The organism is Prosthecobacter sp., from assembly GCF_044227185.1.
Taxonomy (GTDB): domain Bacteria; phylum Verrucomicrobiota; class Verrucomicrobiia; order Verrucomicrobiales; family Verrucomicrobiaceae; genus Prosthecobacter.
The window spans coordinates 24,097-41,442 of the sequence record NZ_JBGAFO010000013.1 but is presented as its reverse complement, the minus strand read 5'-3'; the positions used below and the strand labels follow the sequence as shown (position 1 = coordinate 41,442).

At 60.1% G+C, this 17,346-nt stretch carries 12 protein-coding genes; 1 reads left to right on the top strand and 11 read right to left on the bottom strand.

Annotation, left to right across the window (positions count from 1 at the left end; all coding sequences use genetic code 11):
* Positions 1-105 precede the first annotated feature (105 nt).
* The 10 genes from ACILSQ_RS25690 to ACILSQ_RS25645 all read right to left on the bottom strand — a co-directional run bounded on the left by ACILSQ_RS25690 (position 106) and on the right by ACILSQ_RS25645 (position 15,891).
* Positions 106-402 (bottom strand): hypothetical protein, encoded by a 297-nt coding sequence (locus tag ACILSQ_RS25690; protein WP_395746545.1) that lies wholly within the window; start codon positions 400-402, stop codon positions 106-108.
* Positions 389-3,184: a hypothetical protein gene (locus ACILSQ_RS25685; protein ID WP_395746544.1), complete on the bottom strand. Its 2,796-nt coding sequence runs from the start codon at positions 3,182-3,184 to the stop codon at positions 389-391. The genes ACILSQ_RS25690 and ACILSQ_RS25685 overlap by 14 nt, the downstream gene beginning before the upstream one ends.
* A 911-nt stretch (positions 3,185-4,095) precedes the next feature.
* Complete coding sequence (locus tag ACILSQ_RS25680; RefSeq protein WP_395746543.1) at positions 4,096-4,878, bottom strand: hypothetical protein; 783 nt, start codon at positions 4,876-4,878, stop codon at positions 4,096-4,098.
* Positions 4,879-4,890: 12 nt separating this feature from the next.
* Positions 4,891-6,147, bottom strand: coding sequence for a hypothetical protein (locus ACILSQ_RS25675; RefSeq protein WP_395746542.1), 1,257 nt, complete (start codon positions 6,145-6,147; stop codon positions 4,891-4,893).
* A 173-nt stretch (positions 6,148-6,320) separates the two neighbouring features.
* Positions 6,321-6,560 (bottom strand): hypothetical protein, encoded by a 240-nt coding sequence (locus tag ACILSQ_RS25670; RefSeq protein ID WP_395746541.1) that lies wholly within the window; start codon positions 6,558-6,560, stop codon positions 6,321-6,323.
* Positions 6,561-7,084: 524 nt separating this feature from the next.
* Positions 7,085-8,194 (bottom strand): hypothetical protein, encoded by a 1,110-nt coding sequence (locus ACILSQ_RS25665; RefSeq protein WP_395746540.1) that lies wholly within the window; start codon positions 8,192-8,194, stop codon positions 7,085-7,087.
* Between the two features lie 95 nt (positions 8,195-8,289).
* Positions 8,290-9,405, bottom strand: a complete 1,116-nt coding sequence (locus tag ACILSQ_RS25660) for a hypothetical protein (protein WP_395746539.1) — start codon at positions 9,403-9,405, stop codon at positions 8,290-8,292.
* A gap of 167 nt (positions 9,406-9,572) precedes the next feature.
* Complete coding sequence (locus ACILSQ_RS25655; protein ID WP_395746538.1) at positions 9,573-9,770, bottom strand: hypothetical protein; 198 nt, start codon at positions 9,768-9,770, stop codon at positions 9,573-9,575.
* Positions 9,760-14,049, bottom strand: coding sequence for a zeta toxin family protein (locus tag ACILSQ_RS25650; RefSeq protein ID WP_395746537.1), 4,290 nt, complete (start codon positions 14,047-14,049; stop codon positions 9,760-9,762). Before ACILSQ_RS25650 ends, ACILSQ_RS25655 begins: the two co-directional genes overlap by 11 nt.
* Before the next feature lie 963 nt (positions 14,050-15,012).
* Positions 15,013-15,891, bottom strand: a complete 879-nt coding sequence (locus ACILSQ_RS25645) for a hypothetical protein (RefSeq protein ID WP_395746536.1) — start codon at positions 15,889-15,891, stop codon at positions 15,013-15,015.
* Between the two features lie 212 nt (positions 15,892-16,103).
* On the opposite strand from ACILSQ_RS25645, the gene ACILSQ_RS25640 reads away from it, so the two are divergent.
* On the top strand, positions 16,104-16,565 hold the full coding sequence (locus ACILSQ_RS25640; protein WP_395746535.1) for a hypothetical protein: 462 nt from the start codon (positions 16,104-16,106) through the stop codon (positions 16,563-16,565).
* 161 nt (positions 16,566-16,726) lie between these two features.
* On the opposite strand, the gene ACILSQ_RS25635 is transcribed toward ACILSQ_RS25640, so the two are convergent.
* On the bottom strand, positions 16,727-17,224 hold the full coding sequence (locus ACILSQ_RS25635) for a hypothetical protein (RefSeq protein ID WP_395746534.1): 498 nt from the start codon (positions 17,222-17,224) through the stop codon (positions 16,727-16,729).
* Between the last annotated feature and the right edge of the window lie 122 nt (positions 17,225-17,346).

Sequence of the window (17,346 nt, the reverse complement as noted above, 5' to 3'; positions counted from 1 at the left end):
CCGCATGATTTCAAAACACTGGTCAAACGCTGGCAGTCTTTGCTGGACTGTTTGCTGGCACCATGTAACCTGGTCAAAGACAGGAAACCAGAACGAGGCCGTGGATCAATCCATAGCCTCATCAGGAAAGCATGCGTTCCAAATCTCTCTGAAATGGGCCTGAAGCAGTTCTTGTGTGGGGTAGCTGTCGTCGTCAGTCCAGTTTTCGTAGGCTTTGGGTGAGACTAGGCCTGGATAGTTGATTGCATCCAGAAGCTCCTTTCTAAATTCGCAGCAACTCGCTATTTTAGGATACGCCCTTTGACACCAGTCAGCTAAACCCTCAAGGTCGTAAACTTCTCCGAGCAAGTTTGCTCTGAGCTTCTCGCGTAAGATGTTGGTGGAATGTTCAGTCTCTTTCATAGAGTGGCGAATGAGTTGGGTACATTGTGTTGAGATAAAATTGTCCTGTAGCAGGGTCTTTTTTATAGTGAGCAAAAATTTTCCCGGCTTTTAAAATGGTGGGTCGATGTCCAACATGATTTCTAGGCGAATCATCACGCGTGCGCCCTCGAACATGGTCTAGATAGTCTGGTCCCAAGGCAGATTCCAGAGATACGTTTTCGACGACAAATGAGCTGTCTCCCTCTGCCACAGCCTTCGCCAGGTTGTCTCTATATTCATTGCTATTCTCAATGGCTTTGACGGCCTGTGTCATGGATCGCTCGCTCGTAAATTGAGTGGAGCGTATTGCGGCGCGGTGATTTTTCCCACTTTTTTCACCATCTTCCTTGGTTTGGGTGATGGGATCCACTTTGTGCATGGCTCTGTCGCTGAGCTGGCCTTCTGTCACCTCAGGACCATGGCGGTCATGTGCATGACCGTTGGCTTTTAAGCGGTCCATGGTGTCTTTAATCTCACTGTCAGGAATGGCCAGCGCATCAGGCGTGAACTTGTCGTCTGAGGGATGCACGGGCTTGTCACCTTCGATTGGGTACCATTCGTGGTGCTGACGCGGAGGCTTGCCAGGAATAGGAGCGCGGGGACGAGGATCATAACCCGGTGGCGGCCCCTTTGGCAGTTCAGTACCGTAAGGAGAGGCAGCGAGGATTTCGCGGAACCGATCCAGCTCTCTTTGCTGCGCTAGGCTGAGGGGTTTGTTGGCTAGCAGATCATTGACACGCTGCTGGGCGATGGCCCGCCGTGCGTCCGCCAGGCTGTGGGCATCATCGGCATTGAGCGGGCCGCTGGCTTCTTTTTTCGAAAGATCCTGGATGGTCCGGCGCGCATCGGGGATCGCAGGCAATGGGCCTCGATTGCGCGGAGCATGGCGCGCCAGCGTGGCATTGGCTTTGTCGAGGGTGCTGCTTTCCTCTGAGGTGAGGGTTCCGCCAGCGCTTTTCTTTTTTTCTAGATTGGCCTTCTGGGCGGCGGCCAGGGTGTTTTCTGCTTCATGGAGCTGCACTGCTTCCCTGAAGGTGTTCTGGCGGTTGGGCGCTCCGAGTTTGTCGATGACCTGCCGGGCCTTGTAAGCGTCGTTGAGATCGGTGACAAGAGCCTTCGCTTTGCCGGCCACATGCCCCGCCGCGTGCAGTCCGAGCGCGGTGGCGATGTTTTCCTTACCCGCCTGCGCGAGCTCGGCAAAGGTGGCGTCGGGGTTTTCCACCAGAGTCTGCAAGCCGCCGGTGCCGAGATTGATGAGGATGCTTTTGGCCATGGCGGCAGCGCTGCCTTTGAGGGCGCTCTTCCCCGCCAGCACAGCGGCCTCAGTGGCGGCTTTTCCGGCGCGCAGCCCCCGGACCATGGGGACGACATTGGACGCGATGTCCAGGGGATTGCCCGCAGCTTTCATGGGCTCCGCGTAGTCGCCCCCGCCGTAGTTTTGCGTCATGAAGTTGACGATCTTGCTGTCCTCCAGGCTCTTTTTCTGGGCCTGCTCGGTCTCGGCACGCTGCGGCGTGCGCGTGAGATTATGGTGCAATTCGTCCCACACAGCGGGGTCGCGTGTCTGGATGAACCTGCTCACCAGCTCGGCATTGACCGGATTGAGCAGGCTGTTGGCGTGGGTGTAGATGTGCTGCGCCAGCCCCTTGTCCGTGCTGGTGTCCGGCCTGCCCTGCACGGCCTCATACCAGGCCTTCTGAGATTGCGTGAGCGCTTTGCTGCGCGCGGCCAGCCATTCGTCGAGCCTGGCGCGGTCGTTGAGCGGAAAGCTGCCGTTGAGCAGGTCCTGATGCAGGGCCTCCAGATCGTTGCCAAGCTGCCAGCGGGCAGGGAGGTTCCAAGGCAGGAAGCCTGCGCCCGTATCACCCGCTTTGTCAAACCAGTAGCCCGCCTGCTCGGCCACATTGCCCAGGGGCGCGCGCCATTCGCCATCCGGATCCTTTGCGGAAAGATCCGTGGCAGTGGCGATGATGGGGCGTGCAACGCCACCCACGACGTTTCCGGCAAAGTCTTTCGCTTCCGAGCCGGTGTCCGCCCAGGTCTTGAGCGCGGCGGACCTGTCGCGCGCCTGCTGGGCGATCTGGTTGAAGCGCTGGTAGGCGGCCTGGTCAAAGCCGGGACGCTGGCTGTAGTCGGCAAAGCTCTGGCCGATGATGTCATTCATCACGGCGTCGCGCTGGGCCTGCGTGGCTTTGGCGAAGGTGGGGTTTTCATGCAGCTTTTCCAGATCCTCCACGGTCCATTTGCCGCCGGGCAGCAGGGTGTGGCCGCCGTCTTTGAGGGGGATGCTTTCAAAGCGCGCGGCGCCGTTCTGGCGATCTTGGCCGGGGGTGGCGGCCCCGGGCTTCCCCCACTCCGGGCGGATGTCGCCAAGGGCCTGGCGTCGCATGTTTTCGATGGCGTCGGGCGGGGTGTTTCCATCGCCTGCCCTGCCTGCGGCGAGGTCGTCGAAGTTCTCATGCACGGCCACGGCTTTTTGCTCATCGGTGCCGTGGCGCCACCATGCGCTGCGGGGATTGCTTTCATCCGTGATCCATGCCCCAAAGCCCTGCGTGCCGGCAGGCGGAATGGTGCTCGGCGCGCGGCCGCTGTTGAGCCTGCCATTGAGGAGCTGGCCGTCCTGCACGGAGAGCCGGCCCTCATTCACCATCTGCGCGATGCCTTCAGGGGAGAGGCCGGCCTGGGTGAGGGCGGCTTCGGCGGCTTTGCGGTCGGTGGTGGAGGTGGTGGCGGCGATGCCTTTCTGGATGAGGTCGCTCACCTGCGCCTCGGTGTAGGGCGGCTGGCCGCCGGGGAGGTAGATGGGGGTGCTGGTGGCGGAGCCGCTGGCAGCGAGATCGGCGGCGGCCTGCGTGAACTTTCCATCCGCGCCGGGGGCGAGGGTGATGCGGTTGGTCTTGGGATCGAGCGTGGCAAAGGGCTGGTGCGTGCCGTCTGCGCCCGGGCGTGAGAGGATGATGCTGCCGTCCGCACCGCGGGTGGCGCGGACGTTTTCGGGATCAGTGATGCCGAGGGAATTCTCCGCGGTGGTGCGCGCGGGTTTAGAATGGTGCGTCCCGCGGCGTCCTCAGTCGCCGCAGTAAAGCTCCCTTGGGGAGCGGCGGCGCCATCAACGTCCCCTGCACTCTGTCGGATTGCTAGTCTATTTCAAGATCAGTCGCCAGAAGATTCAGAACTCCACCCAGGGGGCCTGTCAGTCTGCGGTGGTCCAGGATCCAAAAGACGCATGGCGCTCAGTCTGCACGAACAATTGTAAGGCGGAGCCATCAATTCATCAATGCAGTCTTCGGCAGATTTCTGTCCAGAGCGGTAAGCTTGTTTGATGACTTTCATTTTTATCATCAGCTCACGCATTTGATCAATTGTCAATGGGGGCGTGCTCATGGCTTTTTCCTGGGTAACATAGCTATATTAAATAGTGTTTTGATCTCTTGCCAAGCGGGACCGCTGAATTGCTCGAAACTCTGAGCCGAATTCAGGATGTTTTGCAGTTCTTCCTTCGCCGCCTTGGCTTCAGGATGGTGTACACTCTCGATTACCCACTGGGCATAGGCACGAGAAAAGTTCACTTTCGCTGCCCAAAACATCCAAGATCGATTATCAATGATTTGCTCCCTTCCCCCATTGCTCTGCCTCCATTACTGGCAATAGTCGATGCCAAAGCATCCAAGATCAGCTCGCACTTGTTTTCTTCTTGCTCTCCCCCCCTCTCTGCTCAAGCATTTTCTGCAAAGCCCGCTCATGGTCCGAACCAAGAGGATCCCAAAAAGGACCAAACTCTGACACCCTGGAATCCGGGGCGAGCTGGGGATGCGGCTGCCGCGCCAGCCACTGCTTCATCTGCCGCGCCTCGTGCGCCCGCATTCTCACATTTTTCCCGACTTTGATCAAATCCCCCTCGCCTTCTTTAGCCGCCACCCATTCAATGTGATCGACAAAACTGCTCAACACATCTTCGGGCAGCAGACGTAGCACCCCTGCAAAATCGCGGGTGAGCGCCACGCAATCCAGCATCTTGGCGAAGAAAGCTCTTCTCCGCTCGACCTTTCTGCCAAACTCCCGGTCATAGTCCGTTTCCGGAGGCTCCCAGTTGGGATCAGGCTCCGGCTTCCCATCAGGTGGGGCCAGATGCGGATGCGGATGCTCGGCCAGCCATTGCAGAACCTCACGCGCCTCCTTGACCCCCCAGGGATATTGATATCCGATCTTGATGAGATCTTCCTCTCTTTCCAAGGCAGCCACAGGCTGGAGCATTTTGATGAAGTCGCTCAGCAAGTTTTCCGGTAGGCAGCGCAGAACGCGCGGGATGTCTTTGGTAGCAGCCACGCAATCCATCAGCTCCATGATCAATGAATGCCTCCCTCCTTCCCTCATATAATTCTCCAAAAGCTGCTCCGGCGTAGCGGCCGACCATGCGCTTTTGTTGTTTTGTGCTGGTTGTGATCTGGAGTCCATGTATTTGGGAGGTTATTTGTTTGCTGCTTTGTCTCTCATAAACTTAACGAGGTGGTTTTGCAGCCTGATCGCTTTCGTGTGCAAATCGTTGATGAGTTGCTGGAGTCCCTCCTTGGGCAAGGAACCATTAACGTTTTCGCGCATCGCTTCATTAATACCCTGAAGCTCCAACATTTCATGAGCGAAAATGCCTACAATTCCCTGGTCGCTTTTCAGCAATTCGGGATCTACTGAAACTTTGATTTTTCCGTCGCCAAGAAAATCCTTCCACTTATGTTCTCCATTCAGTCCCGTGGCAATGGAATTTGGTCTGTAAGCCGCCCATTTTTTCTTGCCATTTTCGGGAGGAATGGCCTCGTCAGGCACAAATTTGATTTGATCGACCAGAGCCGGCTCCAGATTAACACCAAGTTGTTTCCCATGAAGTCGCAAAAACTCCTCGAAGTTGGTCCGGAAGATTTCAGTCGCTTCAGATATAGTTCGTTTCTCACCGTTAGGATTGTCCTTCCACTCCTCCATGGTCGGATCATGAACCGCTCCCCCGCCCAAGCCGTGCTGTTGCGCCGGGTCCTTCAACTGGCCTCCGTTGGGATTTGTAGTGTCGGTCCCCGGCCACGGCCTCTGCAGCACGGCTTTGGCCTCCGCCAGGGCCTTGGTCTTGAACTTGTCCAGCTCGCGCGGAGGGCTGAGCTTGCGCAGCTCCTGCTGCTCCTTCTCCAGATGTGCCACCTGGGTGAGGGCCAGCGTGGCCTCCGCGTGGTGGAGCTCGCGCTGCTCCTCCGCGCTTAGCGGCCCTTCCCCCGCCTTCGTCTGGAGACGCTTGATGTCATCGATCACTCTGCCGGCCTCCTCCAGGTCAGCGGCGGCCTTGGGCGTGGGCACTTCCGGAGCTTGCTGCTTGTCCTGCACAACATCTGGCGCGGAAGCGGATGCCTTCCCATTTTCCCGCATCTCACTACTGGTATTTCCTGGTATTTGTGAGCCTGAATCAGGCGTCCCCTGCGCTCCGTCCTGGGCATTCCCGTCCGAGGATAACTGGATCTGCGCCTCCTGAAGGCTGTCATTGACCTGCTGGTGCGTCCCCGACGCTCCTCCGGCAACGTTGCTCAGCAGGTTTTTCCAGTATCCCTGCGCAGCCTCCCGAGCTGCGGCGCGGGTGCCGCCCAGCGCCGCCTCAAACCCGGAGCGCCCGCCCGCCGCCGTCAGAAACGCCGAGGCGGCAAGTCCGGACCCCAGCGGGAATGGGGTCAGGGTGCAAATAATTGACAAATTTCCCGCTGCAATCCTCTAGGCAACTCAGCTTCCCGATTCCAACGACTGAATGTTCCCTGAACAACCTTCGCTGCCGAAAACATCCAGGATATTACTGTCAATTCTTTGCACCCGACCCCATTTCCCTGTCAGTCGATAACCCCCCATCTCTGCTCCAGACGCGCCTGCCTTCACTCCACAATGACAGCGCGCACGAAGCTGCTGCTGGCGTATTCCCACTGATAGTTGCGCAGAAACTCCTCTCCATCCTTCGGAAAGTAGAGGCGTCCTTTCGCGCAGATGCCGCTGTATTCCACCCTTTCCTGCGTCTTGGGATCATCGCATACGGCATGGCCGTTGCGGTCCAAAGTCCATGTGCAACAAAGTGTTCCTTGGGGATCGTTGTCGTAAACTCGAATTTCTACTTTCATATCAAGAGATGATTATTGGCCTAGGTCGTAGAAGGGAACAGGATCAACGCGATGCTTCTCTGATGGCAGGTGGGCGTTGATCTCATCTAACGTAAAATTGCCATACCTTCCCCGAGCCAGCAAGGCCTTGGCACGGGCGAAGAGGCCTTCGATGGCTTCTGGCTCCAAATGATCTTTCAAAGATTGCCTGAGTGACGTTTCATTGTCGAGCAATCGGTGAAGGCGATCTTGGTTAAGAGGAGAAATGGGCTGGCCCTCGCGCGGACCCAGAAAGCGTTTTTGGACGGCTTCATTTCCTCAGGGTGGAGGTTGACTTTTGGAAGATGGGACTTATTATCCTTATGCGCTCCCGGGAGAGGTGTCTGTACCGTTTGATCCTGAGGCTGCCTCGGTAGGCTGGCAGACCAGCCCCCCTTCAAGGGGCATGGCCGGAATCCATCGAACTTGTTCGATGCATACGCCCCTGAATCCCCCCGGATTCAGGGGCGTTTTGTTTATTATTGAGGTCCTGGCGAGTGAACGCATCATCGTGGTGGATCCAGGCTGGTGGCAGCTCGGGCAAACTCGATGCGAGCATCCTCGTAGAGCTTGTTCTTGCCATCAAAAGAAGTGGGTGCGTACTGGGTGATGATGTGGGCTTGATCCTTCACCTGGCCGTCCACCACCACCACCATGTGGATACCCCCTTTGTAACTGCGGAAATACATCACCTGTCCTTCTTTACCAACCACCCTCGCCTGCGCATCTTGGATCGTCTTTCGCACTGCACCAAACCAGGCGATTTTGTCCGGGTTCTTAGTTCGGTTCTCAACCTTTTTATCGAGGTTTTCACCCAAAAGGTGTGCAGCTCGGTTTCTGATCTCGGTTGGCTGAGTACCCTCCCTTTGCGGGTGGTTGAAGTTGACCCTCATGCCCCAGGGGTCAGTTACCGGATCAGCCATTTTCAACCAGTTAGCCAGGGCATCGACCTGTTCGGGAAACGTGCCACGCTTGAGAATGGCAAACCCAGGCACTTTGTCGCCCGTGCGCGGCAGATACTGCTTGGCTGACATCCAGCGATGGCCCGGCTTCACTTCCTGCCACGAGTTGGGTTTGTCTTCGCGCTTCCGCAGCGCGGCATAGGATGCCAGGCTGAACTGGCGCGTATGCAACCCGCCCTCCGGATGAAACGCCCCTGTCGTCGCATTGGTGGTGGAAGGCCCCTTCAACGCCGCCTTGCGCGAAAGGCGCAGGAGCTCGTGCAGATGGGTGTCCAGATGGCTCTCGTCCGTGTTCTTCCAGTTGTTGCTGAGCTTCCGGAGCTGTCCCTTGAAGGCCTCCCACATGTCGCGCACCAGGCCGGGCTCTTTCAGCATTTCGGGAGACTTCTCCGCTTGGCGTGCAAACCACTCGTGGGCCAGCGCATTGCGGTCGCCCGCAAGGTGCCGGTAGCCTTCCTCTTTGCCGATGGCATCGAGCTCCTCCGGCTTGATGCGCTGCGTCAGACCCTCCCAATGTTTCTGCGCCTTGCTGTTTTTGTCGCCCAGCAGCGTTTGCAGGCCATCGTGGCCCACGCGTTCGTGCCCGATGACGCGGATCATCGCATCGTGCGGAGTTTCGCCGGGGCGCAGCTCCACATTGCCCGCGATAATCACGCTATGACCGGTCTTCGGATCATGAAAGCCTTCGGCTGTGTGAAGCTTGTCGAGCTCTTCTTGGGAGAAGGGATGCTGCTTCGCGTAGTCAGAGTTTAGAAGGTCTTCTGTGCTGTGGAAGATGTGCGTCTTGTCATGCAGGAGCCCGGGGACCTGCTTTCTAAGATGATCGGAAACCTCAGCAACGGTGGTGGCGAGCGCGCCGGGCCGCGCCGACAGGGCGTCACCAGTCGCCGCGTCGGCGTGGCTCCGTCACCCTGCAAGCGCGGAGCCCCCGCCTGATCCTGCGGCCGCGCCCCTCCTCCCTGCGGCTCCAGCCGCGCCAGCGCGGCCCTGCCCTCGGCGAGCTCCTGTTTCTGTGCATCGGTGAGCGGCTCCTTCTGACCTTCCAGCTTCTGCACATGCTCCCGCACCACCTGCTGCGCCTGCGCCAGGTCCGCCTGAGTCTGCGGATGGCTGCGCTCCACGACCTTGCGGTTCATCACGTTGTGGATCAGCGCCTGCGAATGCTCCATGGAAAGAGGCGGAGTGGAGGGCCTGACTGATGGAGAAACAGATGGCCGCAGGCTGGATGGCGTGGCCGCATCCCGCGTGGTATCTAATGGTATTCCTTGCTCTGCCTCAGCCTTCCCCGGCTCCCCGGCCGCGCCTCCCTGCTGCTGCGGCTGTGCAGCATCCTTCGGTGTGAACGGCATGCCCGCACCTTCCAGGGCGGCGCGCTCCTCGAAGCTCTGGCCTTCAGAGGGCGGCGGTTTGCCATGCGCACTGCCGGGGGGCCCGCCGTCTGCGCGGGTGCGGCCCGGCAGGTGGTCCCTGGCCTTCTGGCCCGCCCAGCCTGCCGCGTGCTGCAGCGGCCTCATGCCCAGGGCGGCCACGTAGTCTGCGATCACCGCCTGCTTGTGGTCCTCATAGCCGGCGTCGGGATTTTCAATTTTGTTCTGCACCACCGTCTGGCCGATGTTTGCCGCCACGCCAGCCGCCCTGCGCAGCACCCGGCCCGCACGGCTGCCTCTGCCCAGCCCGCCGATCTTTCTTCCGAGCTTCCCGAACCTGCTGATGCCTGGCACCAAATACCCCGCCACGGCTCCGGGCGCTCCTTTCATGTCCTCGCTCCAGTCCCCGCCGGTCATGCGGTTCAGCGCCTGGACGGTGTCGGAGTTCTTCAGGCTCTTCTCCTGCTCCGCCTCCGTCTGCGCGCGCTGCGGCACCATGCACGTTCAACCCGCAACCCATCACTGGGTTGTACGAAAGCCGAATGATCCAGTCCCAAAAAAATGAGCCGAATGACAGGGCTGCCAAACCCTGTCAAAATCTACGAAAACCCGCCTTAACCGAGTGCCATTCATGCCTGGCATCTTCTTTCCCCATTTCCCCCTGCTTAACCTTGGCTCCTTTGATTTGCCACAAGTCGCTCCTTTTCAGCCTTGGCTTTGCGGTATTCAGCAATGGCCTGTGCTTCAACTTCTTTGGCGCGCGGATTCGCGCTGCCATACGGGAGTGAGTCGACCGCATCTTCAGCTGCGCGCATTTCTCCGAGATCTAACTTAATGATACTTGGAAGTGGTTTATTGAGCATGGCTGTTTTGTTTAAGTATGTTCCAGAAATTTGGATCTTCAAGGAGAAGGCTAGACGATGGTTCGGTTTTTCTGGCGATCCGCCTAAAATCTGATGACGAATTGTCGAAAATATCAGCGGCATCTACATTTGGTAAATATTGCTGAAGTGATTCGTTGAATCCTTGATGTGCCTTAGCAAGTGCATCTGGAGGTACCCAGCGCCCTTCTTTGAGTGAACGTATCGCCGCACGCACGGCTGCTTCCTTGGGGTTGATGGTCACACCAATAAGATGTACACGCCTTCCGGCAGCTTTCCAGCCAGCTATTCTGCGCAGATTGCCGTCAGCATTGGCCATGGTGCTGTCGTAAGCGATGTGATATTTTGGTGAATTGGGATCCATCAGTTTGTTAAGCAGGCGGTCGGCGATGCGTGCGGACTCCAACTGAACAATGCTGGCTGCACGCCCATCACCTTGTGCGCGTATTTGTTCATATTCCGGAATGTATTTTTTGATTTCGTCTGCATCAACTTTCACAACATGTCTGGCATCAGCCAAGCCTTCATTCATCAGCTTTTGGAACAGGGAAGACTTGCCTGCACCACCGCCGCCGCCCAGAGCGTAGATGGTTGGAGTGGTACCCGTGGGGAGTGGCGTTGCCTGCCGAATCAGATGATTTACGATGGCGTCATGCAGGGCTTTGCGGGGTATGGCCAGGTCGGAGGGCAGCAGCCCTGCTGCTACCAGCGGATGGTCCATGGGCAGACGCACTGTTTTTTTATCGGCGGTTGGCTCGCTCAACAGGTCGTGGTCATCTGGCAGTGTGCGTGGTGGATGTGGGAGGCCTTGTTCGTCCCAGCCATGAGGCCAGTTTTTGAAAGTTTCCTTGATACGTGGGTCTGAGTGATCAGGAGGTGAATCAAAGCTATGAGGTGCTGAGGACAAGGGGGCGCTCTGAGACAAAGATGATGAGCTTGCTGGCTGCGTGGTGGCGGGTGGTCCCGAAGGCGGCAGGCCGTTGCCGTTTGACACAGCATTCGGTGGGTTCACTCCGTGAGGAGGAACAGGCTGTTGTTGTTGCGGCGAAGCAGGTGTGCCTGCTTTATCTAAGCCGTCAGTGGCCGAGGCACGGGGAGCATCTGGATTTGCCGTGCTCGATCCGTCAATCGTCGTGCCGATGGCATTCGCGGGCTGGGTTGAGGTTGCGGGAGGCGGAGTGTCAGCCTCCGCATCGAGCGTGGCGTCTTCACCGTCTGGAGTGACGGGGACGAGCGCGTCTCCGTCGCCGGCCATGGCGAGGTCGTCCGGGTTGCCGGTGTTGCGGCTGCCTGCGGCAGCGGGCTGTTGCGCGCCGGGCTGAGCGGGAGCGTTGCGGTCGCGGACGCGGCGGGCGTTATCATAGACTTCCTGCTCATGCCTGTTGAGCGGGCGCTTGTCGGCGATTACTTCGAGGTTTTCCGCCCGCCTGCGCGCGAGGTCGATGTGCTCGGGGTGTGTGGTATCCTCTGGTATCAGATTGCCGTGGCCGATCTCAGGGGCTGTGACGCCGTTGGTGGTGTGTGTGCCGCTGCCGGTGGAAGGGGTGAGGGTGCCGCCGGAGCTGGCCGTGGAGGTGGTGGTGCCGGTGGCTGTCGTGCCCGGGGTGTCTCCAGTGCCGGTGTGGCCGCTGGTGGCGGTGCCTGCGGGCGGCGTGACGCCGCTGGTGGTGGCGGTGTCTCCAGGCGGAAGGCTGCCGCTGCTGGACTGGGTGGTGGTGCTGGCGGGTGCTGCACCGGGCCAGGGTCTTGCCAGCATGGCTTTGGCCTTTGCCAGCGCCTCGAGCTCGGTGGAATGAAGGTCACGGGGTGTGGGCAGTTTGCCCAGGGCTTGCTGCTTGGCCTCCAGATTGGTGACCTGGGCGCGGGCCAGGAGGTTTTCGGCATGGTGCAGGTCGATCTGCTCGTCCCTGGTGAGTCCGCCGTTTTTCTCCTTGGCCTTGAGCCGCTCGATGTCGCCAAGCACCTCGTGGGCGTTTTCCAGGGTCATGACCTGGCCTGCGGATGCCGCCTCTTTGGATGGCTCCATCCCGGGCGGTGCATCGGCGGGGACTTTCGTGGTAGTTTCTGGTATTCCGGCATGTGCAGACGGGCCCGATCCGGGCTCTGGCGGTGTCTGGCTGTCCGGGGCGGTGGTTTGCGCCTCTTTGCCGGGAGCGGGTCCTCTGGTAGTGGTATCTTGTGGTATTTGTGTTCCTGAATCTGGTTCGCCAGTGGCGGGCGGGCGCGGGACCACTGCGGGGGCGATGGTGGTGGGCTCCGGGGTGTCTGAGGGTGGGATCTCGCGCCCCTCGGCATCGACGGTGCTGAAGCTCTGCTTTCCATTGGGCTGGCCGGAGGGGGCCACGTGGCCGGGGGGCTGAGCTTGCTGCGGTGCCGTGGCAGGCTGGTTGCTAGGCGCAGGCCCAGGCTGGGCGGCACCAGCCGCTCCGTGTTCGTTCAGGCTTTGTGTGGGAACGCCTTGTGCCCCGTCTGCTCCCTTGATAGCTGCCGCCGCCACGGCTGGATCACGACGATTCCATGCCTCTTGCAGCAATGCCTGTGATTTGGCGGCATCGCCAGACTGCGCTGCCTTGAGGATGCCGACCCGGTCATTTTCGATGACGCCGGCCATCTTGAGCACTTTATCATCATTCAAAATCTCCAGAACGGACTGCCGGCTTTGCAGGGTGTTATGGCCAATCCCCAGGAGCGTCAGCGGCAGGACTCCCAGTGCCACATCCAGGCGCGATGCCCAAAATTGCTTCATTTCGCGGTCCCAGTTCACTCCGGGAATATCCTGGCCGAGAGAAGCCGCCAAACTTTGCACTGCTGGTCTGGTGAGATCTTGCAGTCCCTCCTGGATATTCTCAAAGCCATAGCTGGCGCCTGCTTGAAGCGCTATTTTTTTCACCATCTGGCTCGTGGCCTGCCCCTTGAGCACCTTGGCTACATTCGGCGCGAGCTTGCCGAGGCCGAAGAGTGACAGCTTGTCCAGACCTGCCTTCACCGCGCCAGACAAAAGGACCACCCTGGCTGCGGCATCTTCATCCATGTCCGGGTGTTCAGCCATGATCTCGTGGAAGTCCGCGTTCGCGTACCCGGCGCCTGCAGCGAGCATTCCCTGGGGCGTGGCGGCCAGGACCAGCGGCAATGAAGACCCCAGGCCGGCGGCCATCTTGCCGAGGATGCTGTCATTGAGCGGCTCAGCTTCATTGAGGATCGAACGCATGGTGAGAGCGAGGCCGTTGCGCTTTTTTTCCCGTTGAAGGGCTTGCAGCATGATGGCCTTTTCTTCACCACTCAGAGGTCGCAAAGGAAGGGCCTCCGCCTGTTGTACACGCTTGTAGTAATTGTGGCGGGGATCTTGCAGGTCTGCTGACAAGGCCTCGAGTGCCTGATCCATGGATGTGATGGGGCCGTTGAATGAGGTCTGCCCATTTTCCACCTGCGTTTTCAAACTTCCTGGAACGCGTGCGACAGACGTGAACATGTCCGTCAGCGTTCGCTGTGCGGATGCTCCGACTGTGTCTGCAACCCCCAGCATGTGATTTTTTCCGCGCTGGTTGGCGACTGTTGCCGCGTAGCGCATGAGCAGCTCTCGGTGCAGCTCGGGAAGATCAGCCAGGGTGTCCAGAAGGACATCCTGCTCATGCTCGCCGCCATCCAGCGCCCTGTGCACCGCGCTCCGATATGGATTGAGAATGGACTGGACGTGGTCGTAAGTCTTGCCCCATGCCGCCTGTTCATCTTTTCCGGCGTTTGGATGACTCTTCAACCATTCGGAGACGGCCTGCAGCTTCATGCCACCGGCCATGGCAGAGGAAACACCTGCACTTGCTGCGTCATCAACTCGCCTCCTCCGCTGCTGTTTCTGCTCGTTCAGATGATAAAACGTCTTGTCATCGACACCGCCGGGCAGGTCATAATGCCGGCTGACGTAGTGGTCGCGGTATGCATCATAGTTCCGCCGCAGGTCTTCCACCGGCACTCCGGGATACTCCCCTTGCAGGAAGAGAGTGTTGGCATCGCGCAGGTGCATTGCCTCCGCCAACTCGGGAGGCAGGTGCCCATCGAACCGTCCGCCGTACTTTTTCAGGCCGCTGTGCACGGCGTTTGCAATCATGTCTAGCTCGTCCGTCTTGGTCTTCGTGAGCATTTGCCCCCCTGCATCCTGCGCCGCCTTTTCTTGGGAGTGGATTCCGGGTCGCTGGGCGGCGTTGGCGTCATAGGATTGCGGTTTTCCCTGTCCCTGCGGCTTTGATGCCTGCGAGGCCGTTGTCATTTGAGACGACGGCTGCGTTTGGGATGTTGTCCCCTGTGGCCTGCCCCGCCCCGGCTCCTGCGGCTGCGTGGAGGGCTGTGTTTGCAAAGGAGCCTTCGGCTGGGGCGCTGACGTCTGTGCCTCGGTCTTCGTCTGTGCCTGTGGCCGCGTCTGCGGTGGGGACGGTGACGGCTGCAACCCCTTCCCCTGCCCCGGAGACTGATCTTGCAGCTTTGCCCCCTGCACGTCAGTCTGCGCCTGCCCCGGCACACCCTCTCCCTCCGGCTTCGCCCGCCCTTGCCCCTGCCCCTCTTTGGGTTCCGGCGTCCTGGCAGCGCCCGCCAGAGCACGCGGGCCATCCATATTGGCAGCCTCAAGCGAGCGCTGCATCCGCGCTACCATCTCACGGCCGTGGATGGTATCTCGTGGTCGCACGCCATTTTCCAAAAACGAGAATGGCTTCTCGTCCTCCGTCCGGGCCTCCGCATCGGCTTCTCCATTCCGCCGCCCCGGCGGCGGCGCGTCTGCGTGGGGCTTCACGGCCATGGCCATGCGGCGCTCCGCCCGGTCTTGCGGCCGCATCCGCGTCGTGCGCCAGTCGGAATCGTCCGCCCCCTCCGCCTGCCCGCGCCGCCACTCCGGTGCGCTCTCGATCCGGCGCACCAGTCCTGCAATGGCAGCATCACGCGCCTGTGCCCGAGCCCGGTCCTGCCGCTGTCCCCGCAGGTATCCCGGCGCCTTCTCTTGCACCTGCTCCTGTGCGTGCCCCTCCGGCTCGGGCGGCGGTGGCTGCATAGCCTCATCCGGCAGCGGCTTCTTCTTCCGCGGATACGAGGTGATGGGTTCAAATCGAGATGGAGGTGTGTAAAACATGGCGAAAATTCATTGCCGGAGCGCTGGGAGAGGTGAGGGTGATTGCGATGACCTGTCAGCTTATGAAGCGAGGCTCCATAGAAGGCGAAATGGGAGGGGAATGGCCGGGCTCTAGCCTTTCGATTTGCCCCTGCCTCCAGCCTGTCGCCACCACCGTGCAAACTCAGGCGGCATCGGACGCGGTTTCAAGGAAAGCCCCTTCATCTGCCTTCCCGTTTTGCCCCTGGCACGACCGCCGCGCCGATCTTCAGACACAAGCTTCAACGCATGATTCGGCACCACCGTCCCGCTTTGATGAGGTACGATGATCTCGGGTCCCTTCTCGCCCACCACATAGGGCCTGCCCGCCTTCACCGGCCCGCCTTTCGCGCGTCCTTGCAGCCGCATCTTCGCCATCTCCGCTGCTCCACGCATGTCATTGTTCATCACGGCCTCGCGCTCCGCCATCTCGAAGCGCCTCTCCGGATGGTCACGCAGAGACCTCCCCATCGGGCGCGCCGCCGCTCCAGCGCTCCAGTTCATCGGACTCCGCCCGATCAGCGAAGCGTTAGCCGCCCCCGCCATCTGCGGGCCTCCGGCGCCCGGATTGATCATCATCTGCTGCTGCTGCTGCTTCAGGTCCAGCCGCATCTTCGCCATTTCCGCCGCACCCTGGGTGTCATTGTTCATCACCGCCTCCCGCTCCGCCATCTCGATGCGCCGCTCCGGATGGTCACGCATGGACCTCCCCACCGGCCGCGTCGCACGGTTCGCCAGACTGTCTTCACCAAACGCCGACGAGACCGGCTTGTTCGCCGCATTGGAGTTCGCACTCCCCGTTCCCGGCCTCGTCGCGTAGTTAAGCGTCTGCGTCGGCGTGTTGGGGCGCCCGGCACTCGGGTTCATCGGACTCTGCCCGATGACCGAGCCGTTGGGCGTCTGTATCGATCCTCCCGCATAGGGCTGCTTCAGCCCCTTCGATTTTTGGAACTCTTCGTCGTCAGGATGCATGGATGAATTGGCCATGCCATACCGCTTGGGCCCGGATTTCAGACCGCAAGCAATATTATATTCTTTTCTGGTATTTTACAGCATCCATTCAGCCCGCCTCCTTCCACCGGCACCGCCCCCTCTCATTCCTCATTCCTCATTCCTCATTCCAGTCCACCATTCCCCCTCGACAAACCCCTTCCCGCCTCAATACTCCCCATCCCCATCTTCCCATGAAAAAAGCCGATCCCGACTCCCTGCCCCGCACCGACCCCAAAATCCTCGCCGTCCTCATCGTCATCCTCATCGGCCTCATGATCGCCACCTTCAAGGCCGCGCTCTATCCCAGCCCGCCCTCCTCCTGGTCCCGCCTGCACGAGCCCCAGGCCATCTCCGTCGCAGACGCCAACAAGCTCCTCTCAGACAGCGGCGCCTACATCGACTCCATCAAGCCCGCCGCGGACCTCACCACCGAGACCTGGAATTTCAAGCACCGCACCGGCCACTGGACCATCCTCGTCTGTTTCAAAAAGACCCCCAAAGGCGATGTCATCCAGTCCGTGCACATTCGCTGCGAAATCTCCCACTTCCCCAGCCTCACCCGCACCTGGGACTACCCGCCCGGCACACCCGCCCCCGCCCCCACCAAGCAGCCCCCGGCCCCTCCTTCCACGCCTCCCACCACCACCGCCTAGCGCGCAAACGAGCCACGCCAGCCCACTCCGGACAATTTTCAGTTCTCAGTTTGCAGTTCTCAGTTTGCAGTCTTCGCCGCCAGCATCCACCTCCCCTCTGGCCAGCCCTCGCAAACCACTGCCAACAACCGCAAACCAGCGCAAACTTCCCCTTCCCCCCGCTAGTCCTCCCGGCACCAGTCCCCGTTGCTAAACACCACGCAGCGTCCCGTCGGCCCGTCAAACACCACCGCGTGCTCCGACCCCAGTGCCCCGCAGGCCGCCAGCACCGCGCGCGCCACCTTCAGCGAGATCTCCACGCGCGCCTTCACCCGCAGGATGCGCGCGGGTTCCGCCCCCCGCCATGAGGCAAAGTCCGCCTCGTCATCCGCGCCGCCCTCGCTGAAGGTGCCCACATTCATGAGCGCCTTCACCATCACCTCGTAGAAACGCTCAAAGTTCCGCGCCTCCTCCGCCTCCGTCAGCCGCCGGTCCAGTTTCTCCGCGTGCGCCGCAAACTCCCTCAGCAGCGCCTTCAGTTCATCCTCCGGCAGAAAATGCTCCATCACCACCGGCTCAGCAGCAGCCACAGCAGTGGCATCATCATTATCAGCAGCAGCAGCCACAGGCGCCACCTCAGCCGGCATCCCGGCGCTCAAAGAACCCAGCAAAAGGGGCATCACAGCATTCATGGCAGAACAGACAAAAGGAAAAAGCGAAAGCAAAAGGAACTCGCCGCTCACCACCCTCACCTCACAGCAGTCATCAGCAGCACCTTCTTTGACGCCACACTCGCGCAAAT